At 55.4% G+C, this 16979-nt stretch carries 12 protein-coding genes; 3 read left to right on the top strand and 9 right to left on the bottom strand.

Annotated elements, in window-relative coordinates; translation table 11 throughout:
- Positions 1–3: 3 nt before the first annotated feature.
- Genes carA through KK925_RS10225 form a run of 4 tightly spaced genes read right to left on the bottom strand, consistent with a single transcriptional unit; the run spans position 4 to position 4661 of the window.
- Positions 4–1215 carry a glutamine-hydrolyzing carbamoyl-phosphate synthase small subunit gene (gene carA, locus KK925_RS10240; RefSeq protein WP_174582537.1) on the bottom strand — a complete coding sequence of 404 codons (1212 nt, stop codon included), beginning with the start codon at positions 1213–1215 and terminating at the stop codon, positions 4–6.
- Positions 1191–2489, bottom strand: a complete 1299-nt coding sequence (locus tag KK925_RS10235; RefSeq protein WP_174582536.1) for a dihydroorotase — start codon at positions 2487–2489, stop codon at positions 1191–1193. Before KK925_RS10235 ends, carA begins: the two co-directional genes overlap by 25 nt.
- Positions 2486–3427 carry an aspartate carbamoyltransferase catalytic subunit gene (locus KK925_RS10230; RefSeq protein WP_174582535.1) on the bottom strand — a complete coding sequence of 314 codons (942 nt, stop codon included), beginning with the start codon at positions 3425–3427 and terminating at the stop codon, positions 2486–2488. Before KK925_RS10230 ends, KK925_RS10235 begins: the two co-directional genes overlap by 4 nt.
- A 22-nt stretch (positions 3428–3449) precedes the next feature.
- Positions 3450–4661 carry a M20 family metallopeptidase gene (locus KK925_RS10225; protein ID WP_174582534.1) on the bottom strand — a complete coding sequence of 404 codons (1212 nt, stop codon included), beginning with the start codon at positions 4659–4661 and terminating at the stop codon, positions 3450–3452.
- On the opposite strand from KK925_RS10225, the gene KK925_RS10220 reads away from it, so the two are divergent.
- The 3 genes from KK925_RS10220 to KK925_RS10210 all read left to right on the top strand — a co-directional run bounded on the left by KK925_RS10220 (position 4660) and on the right by KK925_RS10210 (position 7596).
- The gene (locus tag KK925_RS10220) at positions 4660–5214 is read left to right on the top strand and encodes a 3-isopropylmalate dehydratase (protein WP_174582533.1); all 555 of its coding nucleotides are present in this window, start codon (positions 4660–4662) and stop codon (positions 5212–5214) included. The genes KK925_RS10225 and KK925_RS10220 overlap by 2 nt on opposite strands.
- A gap of 26 nt (positions 5215–5240) precedes the next feature.
- Positions 5241–6335 carry a 3-isopropylmalate dehydrogenase gene (gene leuB / locus KK925_RS10215; RefSeq protein ID WP_174582532.1) on the top strand — a complete coding sequence of 365 codons (1095 nt, stop codon included), beginning with the start codon at positions 5241–5243 and terminating at the stop codon, positions 6333–6335.
- 100 nt (positions 6336–6435) lie between these two features.
- Positions 6436–7596, top strand: coding sequence for an Lrp/AsnC family transcriptional regulator (locus tag KK925_RS10210; RefSeq protein WP_174582531.1), 1161 nt, complete (start codon positions 6436–6438; stop codon positions 7594–7596).
- 1208 nt (positions 7597–8804) lie between these two features.
- Here KK925_RS10210 and leuS read toward each other — a convergent pair.
- The 5 genes from leuS to KK925_RS10185 all read right to left on the bottom strand — a co-directional run bounded on the left by leuS (position 8805) and on the right by KK925_RS10185 (position 15991).
- On the bottom strand, positions 8805–11291 hold the full coding sequence (leuS, locus tag KK925_RS10205; RefSeq protein ID WP_174582530.1) for a leucine--tRNA ligase: 2487 nt from the start codon (positions 11289–11291) through the stop codon (positions 8805–8807).
- A 185-nt stretch (positions 11292–11476) separates the two neighbouring features.
- A complete protein-coding gene (locus KK925_RS10200) occupies positions 11477–12223 on the bottom strand; it encodes a nucleoside phosphorylase-I family protein (protein ID WP_174582529.1) in 747 nt (248 codons plus the stop codon).
- Entirely contained in the window at positions 12220–14295 is a 2076-nt protein-coding gene (gene shc, locus KK925_RS10195; protein WP_174582559.1) for a squalene--hopene cyclase, read from the bottom strand. Before shc ends, KK925_RS10200 begins: the two co-directional genes overlap by 4 nt.
- 45 nt (positions 14296–14340) lie before the next feature.
- Positions 14341–15432 (bottom strand): M28 family peptidase, encoded by a 1092-nt coding sequence (locus KK925_RS10190; RefSeq protein WP_174582528.1) that lies wholly within the window; start codon positions 15430–15432, stop codon positions 14341–14343.
- Positions 15419–15991 (bottom strand): hypothetical protein, encoded by a 573-nt coding sequence (locus KK925_RS10185; protein WP_174582527.1) that lies wholly within the window; start codon positions 15989–15991, stop codon positions 15419–15421. Before KK925_RS10185 ends, KK925_RS10190 begins: the two co-directional genes overlap by 14 nt.
- Between the last annotated feature and the right edge of the window lie 988 nt (positions 15992–16979).

Below are 16979 nucleotides of genomic sequence, written 5' to 3'. Positions count from 1 at the left end.
GGCCTAACACTCCTTCCTGCCAAAGTAGCGTTTCTCAGGACATTTCACCCATTCCCTTACATGACGAAAAATCCCCGTACTATCCCGTGGGCCCGGAGAAGCTTCCGGATGGTACTGCAACGAGAAGGCCGGGACTTCCGTAAACTCCAAAGCCTCACACGTCCCGTCGTAAAGGCTCCGCTGCGTGACCTCCACCAAACCCGGAGGAAGCGATTGGGGGTCCACAGCAAATCCATGATTTTGGGAGGTGATCCAAACGGTGCCGGTCGCCAGAGTTTGGACGGGATGGTTAGCTCCCCGGTGGCCGAATTTGAGCTTAAAGGTGCGTCCGCCCACAGCATGAGCAAGGATTTGATGCCCTAAACAGATCCCCAAAATGGGGACTTTACCCAAAAGCCCTGAGGCAATTTCATGCAAGTAGGAAAGCCTTGCAGGATCCCCAGGACCGTTGGAAAAAACGGCTACATGGGGCCCTAAGGAAAGGGCCTGCGAGGGCGGTGTGTCGGCGGGTACCACCCAGACTTCGAATCCTTCCTGACGAAGTCGCCGAAGGATATTGCGTTTGACTCCGCAATCATACACGACGGCACGAAACTCTGATGGAGGAACCGGCTCAAAGTATCGCTCCTCCTCTGGGTTCCCTTCCGGCCCGAGTTCCTTGGCTCGCCTCAAGGTCCAGGCTTGGCTCTGGATTCCCTCTGGATCCCACTGATACGCTTGCCGGCAAGTCACTTCTCGAACGAAATCGTGTTGCCCATAATCCCACGCCCTGGCCCGATCCACCGCCTCATGCCATGGGAGTTCTTCCTCCCTTGCCAGAACCCCCCGTAGCGAACCACAAACTCGCAACCGCTTGGTGATCGCTCGCGTGTCCACCCCTTCCAAAGCAAAAATTCCGTGTTCTTTGAGGTAAGAAGCAAGACTCTGCCGACTCCTCCAGTTACTGGGCGATCGGCAAAGTTCATGAACCACAAATCCTGCAACATGGGGGCGGTCTGACTCCGCATCCCAGGGGTTAATTCCATAGTTGCCGATGTGCGGGTAGGTCATCACAACGATTTGTCCCCGGTAGGAGGGGTCCGTCAGGATTTCCTGATAACCCGTCATCGCGGTATTGAAACAGACCTCCCCTACTACGCTGCCGGAGACACCAAGAAAACGGCCCCGATACACCGACCCATCTTCAAGCGCTAGAAATCCTCTGGCTTCGGCCATACGATTTTTCCCTCCACCATAGTGAGAATGACCTTTCCTAGGAGCTCCATCCCACAGAAGGGGCTTTTTCCCTGAAGCCCGCTGAAAGAAAGATCGTCCACCTGCCAGCGAATGTCAGGATCCACGATCACAAGATCGGCTACCCGGCCGGGTTCCAAAAGAGGATCGGGAAGTCCGAGCACCCGAGCGGGGCCGACGGTCAACCGGTTGGCTACACCCTCCCAACTCAGTAGCCCGGTCTCCACAAAAACTCGGCCGTAAACACCCAGCGCGGTGGATAAGCCAATCATACCAAACGGAGCCAAGTCGAGTTCGACTTCCTTTTCATGAGGAGCATGGGGTGCATGATCGGTCGCAAGGACTGAAATCGTTCCTTCGGCAACCGCTTCGGCAAGGGCCTGGCAATCCCAACGGGTTCGCAAGGGAGGGTTAACCTTGTAGAGAGGATCGAACTCCTTGAGGCATTCTTCGGTCAGTGCCAAATGATGGGGTGTCACTTCTGCCGTAACGGGAACACCGCGCAACCTCGCTTCCCGGATCAATCGAACCGAGTTCCGGCTGGACAGGTGTTGGCAGTGGACCCTGGCCTGGCAGTGTTCCGCAAGCAAAATATCCCGTGCCACCATTAGCTCTTCTGCGACCGATGGCCATCCTTTGAGCCCTAGAACTGAGCTCCAATACCCCTCGTTCATCACAGCACCTTCGGTCAGCGTTTTTTCCTGGCAATGATCCAGTACCGGAACCCCAAGCATAGCCGCGTATTCGAGAGCTCTTCGCATGAGCTCTGCGTTTTGAACGCAATCCCCATCGTCGGTAAAGGCAACAACTCCAGCTTCCCGTAATGCCGCCATCGGTGCTAGTTCCTTCCCCTGGCGTCCCCGCGTGAGGCACCCGGTCGGAAGGATCCGAACCGCGGAACGTTTCTGGCTCTGTTCGAGAAGCCATCTCACAGCCTGGGGAGTGTCCAGTGGAGGAGAGGTATTCGGCATAGCGACAATGGTTGTAAAGCCACCCGAGGCTGCCGAGAGCGAACAACTTTCCAAAGTCTCCTTGTAGGCTTGTCCCGGTTCTCGGACGTGCACGTGGAGATCAATCAATCCGGGACAGACAAGCTTGCCCTCCGCTTCCACAATGCGCCAAGGGATATCGGGTTCCAGAGTGGCTGGGTCTACGATGCGACCCTGCGCGATATAAAGATCCTTTCGCTCCCTTCGTTGCCGAACCGGATCGATCACCTCTCCCCCACGGATGCAGAGATAGGATCGGCCCTTCATCTGGCTGGCAAACGCTCCGCTAGGACTTCCAGTATGGCAGTCCGTACTGTAATCCCGTTGGCTGCCTGTTCCAAAATGACCGAATGGGATGAGTGGAAAAGCTCGTCAGAAAGCTCGACGTTACGATGAACCGGACCTGGGTGCATGATGAGAAGCTCGGGATGGGCTTTCTTGAGATGGCACGGCCGCAACTGGTAGAGTCGCACATACTCAGCAAGGGAAGGGAAGTGCATCTGGTTATGTCGCTCATGTTGGATGCGCAAAAGAAGAATGACCTGTGCCCCCTCTACTCCTTCCTCTAACGAGTGGGTCAATCGTATCGGAAGATCCCCAAAGGACCGGGGCAGAAGCGTCCGGGGTCCTACAAGCGTTACCTTTGCGTCGTACTTGAGTAATCCCCAGAGATTGGACCGGGCCACCCGGCTATAAAGGATATCCCCGACAATGGTAACTCGGACCCCTTCGATTTGGCCAAGTCGGTCTCGGATCGTAAAAAGATCGGCCAGCGCCTGCGTGGGATGTTCGTGCGCTCCGTCCCCTGCATTGACAACAGCCAGCTGCAAACGGCGGGCCAAAACGGTGGGTGTTCCCGCAGCCCAATGCCGAAGAACCACGATATCCGCATCGAAAGCTTGGAGATTTCGTACGGTGTCCAAAAGAGTCTCCCCTTTTTGAAGGGAAGACGTCCCCCCTTCCAAGGCCAACACGTTGGCTCCCAATCGTCTGGCTGCAATCTCAAAGGAAATCCGGGTTCGCGTGCTGGGTTCTACGAAAAAAAGCACGACCGTCTTTCCGGCAAGTGGAAGCTCGTGGGGGTCTTTCGGCCGTTTCCGGACCTGGAAGGCCCGATCGAGGATGAGATCCAACTCCCAGCGTTCCAAATCCCGCAACCCCACCAGATCCTTCCGTTGCCACCGGAATGGGACCGAGCTTTTCATCTTCGAGCCCAATCGGGATTTTTTACTCCACATCCTGGCCGGATAACTGGGCAACTGATTGCAAAAATGACCAGTAGGCTCTGGCACCCGACTGGAGCTGCCGCTCCAAAATGAATTCCTCTGCCGTATGAGCTTGCGCGATGGAACCCGGCCCAAAGGCTACGGAGGGAATTTTTTTTTCCCCAAAGATCGCTGCATCACAGAACCACGGAGCCGTAGTCAAACCTCGGCCAGCTTTGGCTAGCATTCTAATCCATAAGTCGTCGGCTCGCGTCGCCAAACCCGGGGCTTTTCGGATTAACTCGGCTTTCGCACGAAAGGAGCTTTGGTTAATGTAGCGTCGAACGAGTTGCCAAATTTCTTGCGCTTTCCAGGAGGCAGGAAACCGGAGATCACAACTGACCTCGCAGCAGTCGGGAACAATGTTAATAGCCCTTCCCCCCTGGATGATCCCAAAGTTAAGGGTGGCAGCTCCTAAAGGAGAGGCCCGCTGCGAAAGGGCTTGAAGGAGGTCCTTCTTAAACTGGGGTAAAAGAAAGGCCATATGTTCGATGGCATTGACCCCGCGTTCCGGCGTTGACCCATGGCAAGCTTTCCCGATGGCTCGGAGCTTAAACCAAAGAGCCCCTTTGTGGGCATAGACAACTTGAAGATCGGTTGGTTCACACACAACCACCAGCCGTGCTTGAAATCCCCCTTGCACGAGCGCGATCGCCCCTTCGTTACCGGCTTCTTCCCCCATCAGTCCCACAAAACTCACTCGGAGACGATCCCGGATCTTTCCCTTTTGATTTGACCACATCTGAAGAGCCCAAAGCACTGCCGCCATCGGACCTTTGGTGTCCGCAGCTCCCCTCCCGTAAATCCGCCCGTTCTTTCGAACGGGACGGAAGGGATCTATGGTCATTCCCTTTACTCCAACGGTGTCCGTATGCGGCGCAAAAACCAGATGCGGAGCATCCGAGGCTGCCTCCCAGACAGCAATCACGTTAGGTCTTCCCGGGAGAACCTCTTGCAAACTGACTTTAGCCCCCAATCGCTTCAGAAATTCAGCTAAGTAGGACGCAAGTTTCCCTTCTCCTGCCGCTTGCTCCCCAGGGTCACAGTCCGGGTTCACGCTGGGAATGGCAATTAGGCGTTGCAAGATTTCTGAGGGGGAAAGAACCCTTCCGGTTGCCCTGAAACGTCTCTCCTTCTTGCTATTGGTTCCAGAACGCGTACTAATGGGGGGCATGGAACGGATCTTCCAAGGGCCTGCTTATGTTGTAAAGGATAACATTGACACAGACCAAATCATCCCTGCTGCCCATCTCATGCTCGTTCCCACCATTCCGGAAGAGTATGAGAAACTGGGAAGCTTTGCGCTTAGTGGTTTACCCGAAAGAGAGTATCCGGTCCGCTTCGTCGAACCAGGGAAAACCAAGACGCAGTTTCCTATCCTCATTGCTGGGAAAAACTTTGGATGCGGTTCCTCCCGAGAACATGCTCCTATCGCTTTGGGAGCAGCCGGTTGCAAGGTGGTCGTAGCCGCGGGTTACGCGCGGATTTTTTTTCGAAACTGCATTGCGACAGGGGCTCTTTACCCTTGTGAGTCGTGCCAACGTCTTTGTGATATCCTTCGTACCGGGCAATGGGTCGAGGTCAATCTCGATACAGGCATCCTTCGCTGTGGGGACCATACCTATCCCTTACGGCCTTTAGGGGATTTAGCGCCCGTGATTGAAGCCGGTGGGATTTTTGCCTATGCCCGAAAAAACGGCCTGATTCCCGAAAGACAACAGACGTAAAACGGGTTTACTGTCCCTTTTTCACCATGCGTTCGTACCGGATTGCCCTTTTACCAGGAGATGGCATCGGACCTGAAGTCATGGAAGCGGCGGTCCACGTGCTTCAAGCCGCAGCCAGAGAGTACCAGTTTGAACTTAGCTGGCTCCCGGCTCTGGTCGGAGGAGCGGCGATTGATGCCTGCGGGAAAGCGCTCCCGGAGACGACCTTGGAAATCTGCCAGCAGAGCCATGCGATTTTCCTAGGTGCTGTTGGTGGGCCCAAATGGGAAAGTTTGCCGCCGGAAGCACAACCCGAGCGCGCAAGCCTTCTTCCCTTACGCAAATTCTTTGGGCTTTATGCAAACCTCCGGCCTGTAACGTTTTATCCGGAGCTTGGCCCAGTATCCCCTCTTAAAGAGGAACGTTTAGGAAAAGGAACAGATATCCTCGTCGTTCGGGAACTTACGGGTGGGCTTTACTTTGGAGAGCCTAAGGGAATTTACCCAACGGGCCATGGAACCGAGCGAGCCGTCGACACCCTTGTGTATGAAACCGAGGAAATTGAGCGCATTAGCCGGTTGGCCATGAAAATTGCGCAGGCTCGCAAGAGAAAGCTTACCGTCGTCGATAAGGCCAACGTTCTTCAATCTAGCCTTCTTTGGAGGAAGGTGCTCAACAGGGTAGCTCAGGAGTTTCCGGAAGTTTCCCTTGAATTTTTGTATGTGGATAATGCGGCCCTTCAACTGGTACGGGATCCTCGAAGGTTTGATGTGCTTTTGTGCGAAAACCTCTTTGGCGATATCCTAAGTGATGAACTGGCCGGACTTGCTGGTTCGCTGGGACTTTTGCCTAGTGCTTCGCTCGGATCTACTCGCTTCGGGCTTTACGAGCCGGCCGGAGGAAGCGCTCCCGACATAGCTGGCAAGGGAATTGCCAATCCTCTTGGGCAAATTCTCTCTGGGGCGCTTCTTTTCCGGTATAGCCTTGGCGAGGAAGAAGCTGCTCGAGCCATCGAAAAGGCCGTGCAAAAAACACTGGCCGACGGTTACCGAACTGCGGATATTGCGACCCCAGGAGCCCACGTGGTGGGCACCCAAGAGATGGCTGTCGCCGTCGCTGAGCGAATCGAACCACCGAACTAAAAGGAAACGCAACCTTGCCTCCCACGACCTCTCGGGAACCCAAGAGCCCCCAAAGTCCCTGCTACGCAAGTATGCTGCTTTAGGATATGGTAAGGAAAATATGGAAAAAGCACTTCTCGATGAACGTGGCGAAACGTCCCCGCCCATTTCGGTTACCGACCCCATCAATGCCCAGATTCTTCGAGTATCGGAAGACCAGTTGTCTGGGTTTTACCGCGATCCCTTCGTAGAAATCGCCGCGCGTTGTTGTCTGGACCCGGAGCTTGTGCGTCGCCGTATTGCTGCCATGTTGCGCGCCGGAACGATCCGCCGGGTTCGCCAAACCCTCTATTCCAACCTGCTCGCCCCCGGAGCGCTCGTCGCCTGGAATGTTCCCCAGGAGCGATTGGATGCGGCCTTCGATTTCCTTTTTCAGAAAGATCCTTTCAGCGGACATGTAGTAATTCGTTCGACGGATCGTGACACGCCAGGCTCCCGTTTTCGCCTGTGGACCACGCTGAAAGTTCCCCAAGGGTTTTCGCTTTCCAAACATTGCCAATGGCTGCAACAAAAGATCGGAGCAGTCTCGTTTCGTCTCATGCCGGCCCGCGCCATCTTTGTCCTCGGAGTAGGTCATGTACGGCGCCAGGAACTGGAAATTGGGGAAATGGCACCTGAGCCTGCGCAGCTGCAACCCATCCGGCAGGTATGGCTTAACGAGGAAGAATGGAAGGTCCTGGCTGAACTCAAGCGGGAATTTTCTCCTGAAGAAATCCGCCCGGATCCCTGGGCCCAGCGGGCGACACAAGCGGGTATGAGTCTATCGCGGTTTTTTGAGATAGCGGAAGGTTTATCGCAAAAAGGAGTGCTGGGGCGCTTTTCTACTTTTCTTGAGCATGTGAAGCCTCTCAAAGATGGGTACCGGGTAACCCTTTTTAATGCTCTTTTTCACTGGGCTTTACCACCGGGCTGGGAGGAAAAGGCTGGCTGCGAAATCGGCCGATTTCGCATTCTTACGCACGCATATTGGCGAGAGGCAGGAAAGGAGTTTGAGAACGTAAATCTCATGGCCGTGGCACATGGGAAGGATAAGCGAAAATTACTGGCTCATAAGGAGGCGATCGATCGCCATCTTCACAACCTGGGCATCCCCGTTGAGTACACCAATATCTTTTGGGGTGGCCGAAGTGAAATCAAACCCTCAGAAATCTTACCCAGCGCCTACAAGAATTGGTGCACCTCTATGGGCATTGATTGGCGCACGATGAAAGAAGAAGTCTAAAAACCAGTCTCATCCAGCAACCTGCCGTGTTTCACGCCACAAATCTCGACGATTCTGGGGGGCGGCGGTTGTCGCAAGATAGATTCATAAGGGCTCAGAAAAGGTTAAGAAGCCAATCGAGTGAACTTGCATCTGCCAAAAGCCTAGCGTTCTCAGTTGGGCTGAATGCTATCTTCGGCTCGTATTGTTCCGCAAACCCTCGACAACCATTCCCCTACCAGGGAAGATCGTCCGGGACGTCGGCGGAACAGTGCTGCCGACCATTCGCATGCTGGGATTCCACGGGCAAAGACTAGGTAGCGCTCCGTTTCGCGTTTTCGGGGACGGAGGCGTCGGAGAAAGCCCATGAGCCCCAGACGAGACATGCGCTGCTTTTCCCCAGCTTTGACTCTCTCCCAAACTCTCACCACAGACACGACCACACACCCGTGGTCCGATTGCTTGCGGGTAGCCCGAAAGTGACATCACCTCTGTGTCAGGTGGGCGCTACCGTCTCCCGCACCACACCGACGGCCGTTCGGAAAGACTCAAATCCTCTCCGAGCCAGGGCACGACGCCGCGCGATTGTGACAACTTGTGCCATGACGAGCCACGTGGTTGACCGCACCGATCACAGACCTCTAGGTCGGGTCGACTTCGATGAACCTGGCCTGCGGCAGCAAAAAGCCCACTTTGAGCAATCGCGATCGCCTGGGCGTAGGCCAAGGAAGAGGGCAAGCAAACCCCAACAAGATCTACCGACTCTAGCTCGAACTTTTGCTTACAAAGATCCTATCGTTCGATCACAGGCGGCTTTCTTCGATTCGGCACAGGCCCCACGCCATCCCTTTGCATGCAATAGGAAAAATCCCTTTGGCCTCTTTCTTTTTCTTGCCATGGAGATGGAATCGGATCCTCCCGATTCTTACGACTTTGCCCAAGCGGTCGGTTTGAACCCGGCGCTTGCCCACCCGCGCGCCTTGAGGGCCACGTCCAAAGGCCGCTCCAGCTCCGTATGCACGATTACCGTTCCGGCCGCCAACTATTCTGGGGGAGCAGGCAAACGCCCCTCCCGCCACATCCTCCAAGCCGTCTTGTAGCCCTGCTACTTAGCGCACGCACGCAACTTCATGGGGATGTGCTGCCATGAATAGCCTTATGTCGCTCTATAGCTATTGGCAACCCCTGCACCGGTTGCTCATCTCGCGTCGCAAGGACAAAATGGTTGGCTATGACTCATCCGATGACTCTAACACAAAATTAATCAGCCGGTCTGGAACGTAGACCACACGTCTGACGGCCCTTTGGGCAAGCTGGCGCTCTACGGCAGGGATATGCCGGGCTCGGTCTTCCGCTTCCTTTTGGGAAATTCCGACCGGAACTCGCAGTACACCTCGCAGTTTTCCGTTAACCTGCACCACGAGCTCTTTTTCCTCCTCCTGGAGATACTTTGGATCGGCCTCCGGCCACGGATGGTAAGCAAGGCTTTCTTTATGGCCGAGCTTCTCCCAGAGTTCCTCGGCAATATGCGGAGCAAAGGGTGAAAGCAAAAGAATCAGCGTCTCCACCGCGGAGCGAGGTCGAATAGGCTCCTTGGTTAACTCGTTCACCAGCACCATCAGCTGGGCAATGGCCGTATGAAACTGGAGCTTTTCGATGTCATCCGTCACTTTGCGAATCGTCTGGTTTAGCAATCGAAGAAGAGACGGCGAAGGTTCTCTATCTTGGAGCCGGGAAGAAAGTACCCACTCTTCCTCTCTGGTCTCTTCCAGGACGAGCCGCCACACACGCGCTAAAAACCGGTGGGGGCCTTCCAGCCCGCGTGTGGACCAGGGCTTGGTTTGTTCCAACGGACCAAGAAAAAGTTCAAACAATCGAACGGTATCCGCTCCGTATTGAAAGACCAGATCGTCCGGATTGACGATGTTCCCCACTGATTTGGACATTTTCTGCCCGTCTTCTCCCAAGATAATCCCCTGATTGACGAGCTTATGGAACGGTTCGGGCGTGGAAACTAACCCCAGGTCATACAAGACCTTGTGCCAAAACCGCGCATACAATAGATGCAAGACCGCATGTTCTGCACCCCCAATGTATAAGTCGACCCCATTGCCATTCATCCAGTACCGCTCGGCTTCCTCCGAGACAAAACGACGATCATTCCAAGGATCGCAGAAACGGAGGTAATACCAGCAGGAACCCGCCCACTGTGGCATAGTATTCACTTCTCGGCAGGATCCGTCCGGAAGTTGCACCCAATCCTTTACTTTGCTTAGAGGTGCCAGTCCCTCGGGACTCGGACCAAAATCCTCTAGCTCCGGAAGTTCTACCGGCAACTGGTTTTCGTCCACTGGATAGGGCTTGCCATTTTTCCAAACAATCGGGAAGGGTTCTCCCCAATATCTTTGTCGGGAAAAAAGCCAGTCTCGGAGCTTGTATCGAACGGCTCGGCGCCCCTTTCCATGCTCCCCCAGCCACCGGATCATGACCTCTTTGGCTTCCTCAGTAGAAAGACCGTCCAAAAAGGCTGAATTTACGGCAACTCCTTCCTGGGGATAGCACTCGTTGGGAAGTTCCCCGTCCTTGGGTCGTACCACCCAGAGAATCGGGAGCCCATATCGACGAGCAAACTCATAGTCACGGCTATCATGACCCGGCACGGACATGATGGCTCCCGTTCCGTAACTGGCCACTACGTAGTCCGCGACCCAGATAGGAAGCCTTGCTCCCGTGACCGGATGAACAGCATATCGACCCAAAAACACCCCGGTCTTTTCCCGCGCAAGTTCCGCGCGTTCGAGCTCGCTTTTGAGCATCGCTTTCTGGCAATACCTCTCCACTTCCTCTTTCCGGTCTGGAGGGGTTAATCTCCGAACAAGTTCATGTTCCGGAGCAAGAACGACAAACGTAGCTCCCAGAAGCGTATCGGGCCTCGTTGTAAACACCCAGATTTCTTCCCCGCTTTCCTCGACCGAAAAGACAATTTCGGCACCTTCACTTCGCCCGATCCAGTTCCGTTGCATTTCCTTAATCGACTCGGGCCAATCCAAAAGATCCAGATCCTTAAGGAGTCGCTCAGCGTAGGCAGTAATCCGCAGCATCCATTGCTTAAGCCAGCGACGCTCCACAGGGTGACCTCCCCTTTCCGAAATGGGTCCAGATTCGGTATGGATCACTTCCTCGTTGGCCAATACCGTCCCCAAAGCCGGACAGTACCAAACCGGGGCCTCGGCTACGTAAGCTAGTCCTTGCCGGACAAGCTGGAGAAAAATCCACTGCGTCCACCGGTAGTATCGAGGATCACAAGTGCTAATCTCTCGAGACCAATCGTAGGAAAAGCCCATCGATTGGATCTGTCGGCGGAAATTGGCGATGTTTCGTTCTGTGGCTTTTCTTGGATGTTCGCCCGTTTGAATCGCATGTTGTTCCGCCGGAAGGCCAAAGGCATCCCAGCCCATCGGGTGGAGCACGTTATAGCCGCGCATCCGTTTGTAGCGCGCCACCACGTCACTGGCCGTATAACCCTCCAGGTGACCCACATGCAGGCCAGAACCGGAGGGATAGGGGAACATATCCAAAACGTAAAATTTCGGTTTTTCGGAACCTGGTTCTCCTGGATTGGCCGCGCGAAAGGTACCTTGCGAAAGCCAGTAGCGCTGCCACTTGGGCTCATACTCGCGGAAGGGAAATGCCGTTCGTTCGAATTCGATGGGCATAGCTGGCTTTGCGGTTTTTTCTTCCAAGTCAATTGTACATGGTGAGTCTTTGACCCCCAAGGCTTGGGTTTGGGAAGGGATCGCCCTCAAAGGAACCGTTTTTGGCCCACCTTGCAACGGCATTGGCCCCTTCGCTCAAAGCCTTTCTGCCGGAACGATGTTGCGGTTTTCTTTTTTCCTTCGCGCTAGGAAGATGTCTCGTTTGCCGCTACCTGGCAAGCTAGCGCCGGAGCCAAGCTTCCTATCAGTGCCATTAACCCTCTGGTAAGAGCTCGCCTTGCCCGCATCAGATCCCGCACAAAACCAAGAAAAGGCAAAAATTCTGAGGGATTACGACCAAAATGAGCTGCAAGAGTTATTGCACGTTCTAGCTCGCTAGCACCCCTTTTTCCAAACGCCTTGTAAAGGGCTTTGACTGGAAGCACCCGCTCAAAAGGATCACTGACTACCCGCAGGACGCAAAGCTTGCACCCGGCCTGCTGGGCTTCCTCCCAAACCAACTGGCTTTCCATATCGACCACCTCGGCCCCGCTGGAGTGGGCTAAAGCTTCCCGTGCCTGTGGGGTGGCTATAATGTCATCGGCCATGGTTCCTCGGGCTAACTTGATTCCGCAGGCCTTCAAGACGGGATCGGGAGGAAGGAAAGTGGAGAAATTTTCTACGGCGTAAAGTTCACCGACGTTAAGCCCGCGAACCAGTGCCCCTGCATATCCGGCCAGGATTGTGGTACTGGGATGGAAAGACGCAAAAAAATCGCGCGCGCTAGCCTGGCACTGCTTTCCCATCCCAAGGATACCTACCCAAAGCGGAACCGGAAAGGCCGAAGAGGGAACCTGCCACAGGATCAAACGCGAATGACGGTTGGGCAAGGCCTTGACCTTCCGCAGAAACTCTCCTGCCTCATGCTCCAGAGGGAACAAAACCCCGATCATGGGGTGGAGCCTTCCTGCCGTTTGGACCGCCATTCTGCCAGCGTCAAAAGCGATCGTGCCCAGCTCGCGGCAATTTGCTTTTGACCTCTCTTGCGGCGCAAATATTCCGACAAAGCAAGTAATGGCCAGACGTTCCGGTAACTATCGTATTTGAGGTAGAAAACCCCAGGAAACCCCGTGCCTGTGATAAAATCCTCCGTCCAGGAACCGTCGTCGTTCTGGAGCGAACAAAGATAGGCAATCCCGCGCTCAACACTCGGTCGCTCCAGATCTCCACAGGCCATAATCCCCATAAGAGCCCAAGCAGTCTGCGAAGCCGTGCTCGGGCCTCTCCCTTTGAGTTCCGGTTGAGTGTACGAAGCGCAAGTCTCTCCCCATCCCCCATCCTCATTCTGGCAGGACTCTAACCAATCTCTTCCCCGCAGAATCCACGGTTGATTCATGTCCATCCCCAATGCTTCTAGCCCGCGCAAGACCTGCCAGGTTCCGTAAATGTAATTGACTCCCCACCGGCCGTACCACGAACCATCTTCGGTCTGATGACGCCGCAAAAAGCGAATCGCCCGCTGCACCATGGGCAACGTCCGCTTGACACCAAGCCTTCCACAGAGTTCCAAAACCCGCGCCGTGATGTCGCAGCAGGGGGGATCTAAGATCGCGTTGTGGTCGGCGAAAGGCACATTTTCGAGCCACTTTTTGTTAACATCCTTATCGAAGGCGGCCCATCCTCCGTCTGAACACTGGAAACTTTCGACCCATCGAAACGCACGTTCCACTGCCTTGAGGTGGGCTTGCGGATCGCTACTTTCTGACCGGAGCAAGGCCAGAAGGACCATCGCCGTATCGTCCACGTCTGGATAATAGATGTTGTTGTACTCGAACGCCCATCCGCTCCCTTCCGGAAAAGGATTCTTAAACCTCCAATCCCCCCGGAACCGAACCTCGCGGGAAAGAAGCCACTCTGCCGCCCGCCGGAGACTCGGATGGTCCGGGGGAAGTCCTGACTCTGAAAGAGCAATCATGGTAATGGCTGTATCCCAAACAGGAGAAACACAGGGTTGAACCCGGAAATCCGCGTTCTTTTCGTCCCAAACTTCAAGGGCCTCAAGGTCGCGCCAGGCTTTCTTGACAACTGGATGCTCGTCAGGATACCCAAGACACCGCAAGGCAGCCAAAGCGTAAAGCATTGCCGGGAAAATCGCTCCGAGACCATCGGACCCCTCCCCGACTCGTTCCAAGATCCAAGCTTCCGCTTTAGCGAGTGCCTTTGCCCGAAGGGGCTTCCAAGGGATTTGTTCCGTCACTTTGAGAACGCGGTCAACGGCAAGGAAGATGTTTCGCTTCGAAACCACTCGTTTTCCCCAGGCAAAGGAAAAGGGAAGGACCGTCTTATCGTTGGTTCCATAAGGAAACAGTTCCTGAAGCTGTTTATCCTGAGGAAGGAAGCGCGTGGGTTTAAAGTGGTGAAGAACGGAAAGCGGAACGACCATCCCACGAGTCCAGGACGAAAGATCGTAAATACTAAAAGGAAACCAAGGGGGAAAAAGGATAATCTCAACGGGGATCGAGGGCAGGTGTTCCCACGGATAGACTCCCAAAAGAGCTAGACCGAGCTTGGTATAGGTGAGACAGGCCGGCAAGCCTCCCAACCGGAGAATCGTCGAACGAGCCCGTGCCATTTCGGGTTCATCCGAACTGAGTCCCCCCAACTTCAAGGCAAAGTAAGCCTTTACGGTGGCGTTAAGCTCACTCGGCCCCTCGGGATAGATAGACCAGCCCCCGTCGGGAAGCTGCCGATCAAGGATGTGTTTGACGAAGCGAGCCTGCTTCTCAAAGTCGATCTTCCCCCACCAGTGGTGAAACGCCAGGTAGTCGCTCACCACCGTCGAGTCAACCAAAAGCTCAAACACCCAGTGTCCATCTTCCCGCTGAAGGGAAAGAAGAAATTCCCTCGCCTTGCCAACGGCTCTTTCTGCCTCACCTTCTAAGTCCCTCGCCGTCTCAATCAGGCTAAAGGGGAGAACTTTTCTTTCTTCTAATGCCGTGACTTTCTTTTCTACTCGCTCCTCCATGACCACGGCTATGTACCGAGTTTAGGATTGCTCGTCAATGAGATCTCACTGCCCCTCAACACGCTTCCTTTGTGTCCACCGCTCCCATGAAAGATGGCTCCCCTCGAAAGTCCACCAGGTAAGAAAATGCGCTAGGCTCGTCCAATCCGATAAAGAAACGCTCTCCCGAGCAAGCTTTCCCTTGGTACTCTCATTGTGGTAATGCTCTAGCGGCAGAGCAAGCCCTCCCGCCAGGTACCCTTTTTCGGCAAATGCGGTTGCCTCGCACGTTCCGCCTCCCAAAAGGCGCCGCTGGTACCGCAACCAAGGAAGCACTTGCTTTGCCCGCTCGCAGCAAGCAAGAATCCAATCGGTTACCTGGGGTTCGAAAATGGTCCTGCGATCCCCGACCCGAACAACAAAGCCTTCCCCCAACTGTGCCCATCCGCGAGCTTGGCTTGCCTCCAGCGAAACAATGGGAACCTTTTCATCCTTCGGGAACCGGCCGTTGGCGATCCAACGCGCACCACGCAGCCCGATCTCTTCAGCACGGGTTAGGATCACCGTTAGGCCGACATTGGCGCGTTTCTGCGCCACCTCTTTGGCCAGCCAAAGAAGCGTGGCGACTCCGACCAGGTCGTCGCAGGCCGTAGCGGAGAAACGCTGCGATCCCCAGCGGGGCCTTCCCAAATCCCACATCCCCAAGACACCTCCTTTGGGGATCCGATCCAGCTCGACGCACACACCTCGAGACGAGTCTCCCACAATACCCACAATCCTTCCTTGCCCGACCGGCTGGTAGTGCTTATCGTACCAAAGGACCGGACTCCCCAGGAGAAGCTCCCGGGAGACACCTCCCAGGACGTAGGCTAGAGGTTCTTTTCCTCCAGCGGCCTGTAACCCCGGATGATCCATATGGGCAACGAGCACAACCCGGTGTCGCTGCGCAGCTCCTAAGCCCGTACCCCCATAAACAATCCAAAGATTACCAAACCCGTCGTCACGGATCTGAAGGGCCGACACGCCCTCTAAAAGCTCAAAGGTCGCCCGCTTGATCGCTCCTTCCCACAGGGGAGCTGTGGGAAGAGCCAGAAAAACGGAAACTACCTCCCGAAGACCAGGAGGAAAAGGCTCTCCCCCGTCTCTAGTGCTGTCCATGCTGGCCGGCCGCTCGGCAGAAGCCATAGGAGTCCGTGCGGTACCGAAACGCATAGGCAACCATGATTCGCTCGGGAACCCAGGAAAACGTCGCCTCGACGAGTCCGGGTGTTTCTTCCCAAACTATGATTCCGTCGCCTCCAAGCTCGCGGCTTTCCTTTACCGCACGCCGAAGCGCTTTTTCAAAACTTTCCTCGCGGTCACACCCGACTCCCTGGATCTCCCAGAGATGGGCCAAAAGAACGTAGGGGCGCTTGGGTCCCCCTCCGATCCAGACCTCCTTCCCCAACTGCGTCAGTCGCTTCCCCACGGGAAGGTTTCGTTCCAAAAGAAACCCTTCATTCCGCAGGGAATACGCCCAAGCTTTGTTGACCCAAACACTGGGGAGCCAAAAGATCAGGGCAAAAACAATTCCCCGAACACCCACCCTTTTGCACCGCAATATTCCTTGGAGAACTTTTTTCTGAGTTTTCACCCCATTTCTGCCTTCCCTTTTGGCCTCAAGGCCAGACACCGCCACGGGTTGCCTCCCATGAGGAATCACCATTGCTAAAACCATAGAGAACCATTGCCCTACCAGGCAAGATCGTCCAGGACACCGGCCGAAGAGCATGCCGAGGACTTTGCATGCCGGGGTTTCACGGGGAAAGCCCAGGCAGCGCCTAGTCCTTGCGTTTTCGCCGAGAGAAGCGCGGGAGGCCGTCGATTGTCTCCCGACCGAGCATGCGCTCCATGCGCCGCTTTGAATCTTTTGCGAACCCCCGCCATAGAAACGACCCTACACGCTTCGTCCAACGGCTTGCAGGTGGAGCGAAGCTCAGATGACCGCCACTAGGCGTAGGAACGATTGGCTTTGGCACGCATGGGTGTTCGGAGAGCCCCAACCCTCTCCCGGCCGGAACACCAGGCCGCGCTCTAGTGAAAACTCGCGCCATGACGATGCGCCCAGTTGAGCCCACCGATCACAAGTGTCTAGGCCGGGTCGAGCTCGATCCCCTCCACTCCAACAAAAAAGGCCCGACTTCACCATCGCGATCGCCTTGGCACTAGGCGAAGGAAAAAAGCGAGCGGGTCCCAACAGCTTCCACCGACTCAAGCCCAGCCTTCGTTTCTTGCGAAGATTGAATCACTCGATCACAAGCGGCTTGCCTGATTCAGCATAGACCCGGGCGATCTCTTTGCCCTCTTGCCATCAAGATCCAATCGGAACCCGCAAATTCTCACGAGGTTACCGAAATGGTCCAATTTGCCCAAGGCGCGATGATCGTCGTTGGTGTCGATGCCGACCCCTCCGGCAAGGCGGCGTTTCAGCAGGGAGAGAGGTCCGCGCCTCGACGCTTGGTAAACACCCGCGACCCCTTCGACTCCCGCGCCAAGCCCTAGCTTAAGCGCGAGATCCCTCCCGCCTACAAACGACTTTCCCCTCTTGGTTTGGCGCCCTCGCCCTCCCGCTGGCGGAGAGAGCCTGAAGGATCGCCTCCTGGCCGTAGACGCAAAGCGCACGCCCTTACGAACCAGGTATTGGCTCGGGATCCCCCCTCTCCGTC

Source organism: Candidatus Methylacidithermus pantelleriae (genome assembly GCF_905250085.1).
GTDB classification, from domain to species: domain Bacteria; phylum Verrucomicrobiota; class Verrucomicrobiia; order Methylacidiphilales; family Methylacidiphilaceae; genus Methylacidithermus; species Methylacidithermus pantelleriae.
Note: the sequence above shows the minus strand (reverse complement) of the source record. Positions and strands in the feature narration are given on the sequence as shown.

Excerpts from the sequence above, each read along its gene's own strand:
- carA (WP_174582537.1), bottom strand. The coding sequence starts at position 1,215 with ATGGCCGAAGCCAGAGGATTTCTAGCGCTTGAAGATGGGTCGGTGTAT.
- KK925_RS10235 (WP_174582536.1), bottom strand. The coding sequence starts at position 2,489 with ATGAAGGGCCGATCCTATCTCTGCATCCGTGGGGGAGAGGTGATCGAT.
- KK925_RS10230 (WP_174582535.1), bottom strand. The coding sequence starts at position 3,427 with ATGAAAAGCTCGGTCCCATTCCGGTGGCAACGGAAGGATCTGGTGGGG.
- KK925_RS10220 (WP_174582533.1), top strand. The coding sequence starts at position 4,660 with ATGGAACGGATCTTCCAAGGGCCTGCTTATGTTGTAAAGGATAACATT.
- KK925_RS10225 (WP_174582534.1), bottom strand. The coding sequence starts at position 4,661 with ATGCCCCCCATTAGTACGCGTTCTGGAACCAATAGCAAGAAGGAGAGA.
- leuB (WP_174582532.1), top strand. The coding sequence starts at position 5,241 with ATGCGTTCGTACCGGATTGCCCTTTTACCAGGAGATGGCATCGGACCT.
- KK925_RS10210 (WP_174582531.1), top strand. The coding sequence starts at position 6,436 with ATGGAAAAAGCACTTCTCGATGAACGTGGCGAAACGTCCCCGCCCATT.
- leuS (WP_174582530.1), bottom strand. The coding sequence starts at position 11,291 with ATGCCCATCGAATTCGAACGAACGGCATTTCCCTTCCGCGAGTATGAG.
- KK925_RS10200 (WP_174582529.1), bottom strand. The coding sequence starts at position 12,223 with ATGATCGGGGTTTTGTTCCCTCTGGAGCATGAGGCAGGAGAGTTTCTG.
- shc (WP_174582559.1), bottom strand. The coding sequence starts at position 14,295 with ATGGAGGAGCGAGTAGAAAAGAAAGTCACGGCATTAGAAGAAAGAAAA.
- KK925_RS10190 (WP_174582528.1), bottom strand. The coding sequence starts at position 15,432 with ATGGACAGCACTAGAGACGGGGGAGAGCCTTTTCCTCCTGGTCTTCGG.
- KK925_RS10185 (WP_174582527.1), bottom strand. The coding sequence starts at position 15,991 with ATGGTTTTAGCAATGGTGATTCCTCATGGGAGGCAACCCGTGGCGGTG.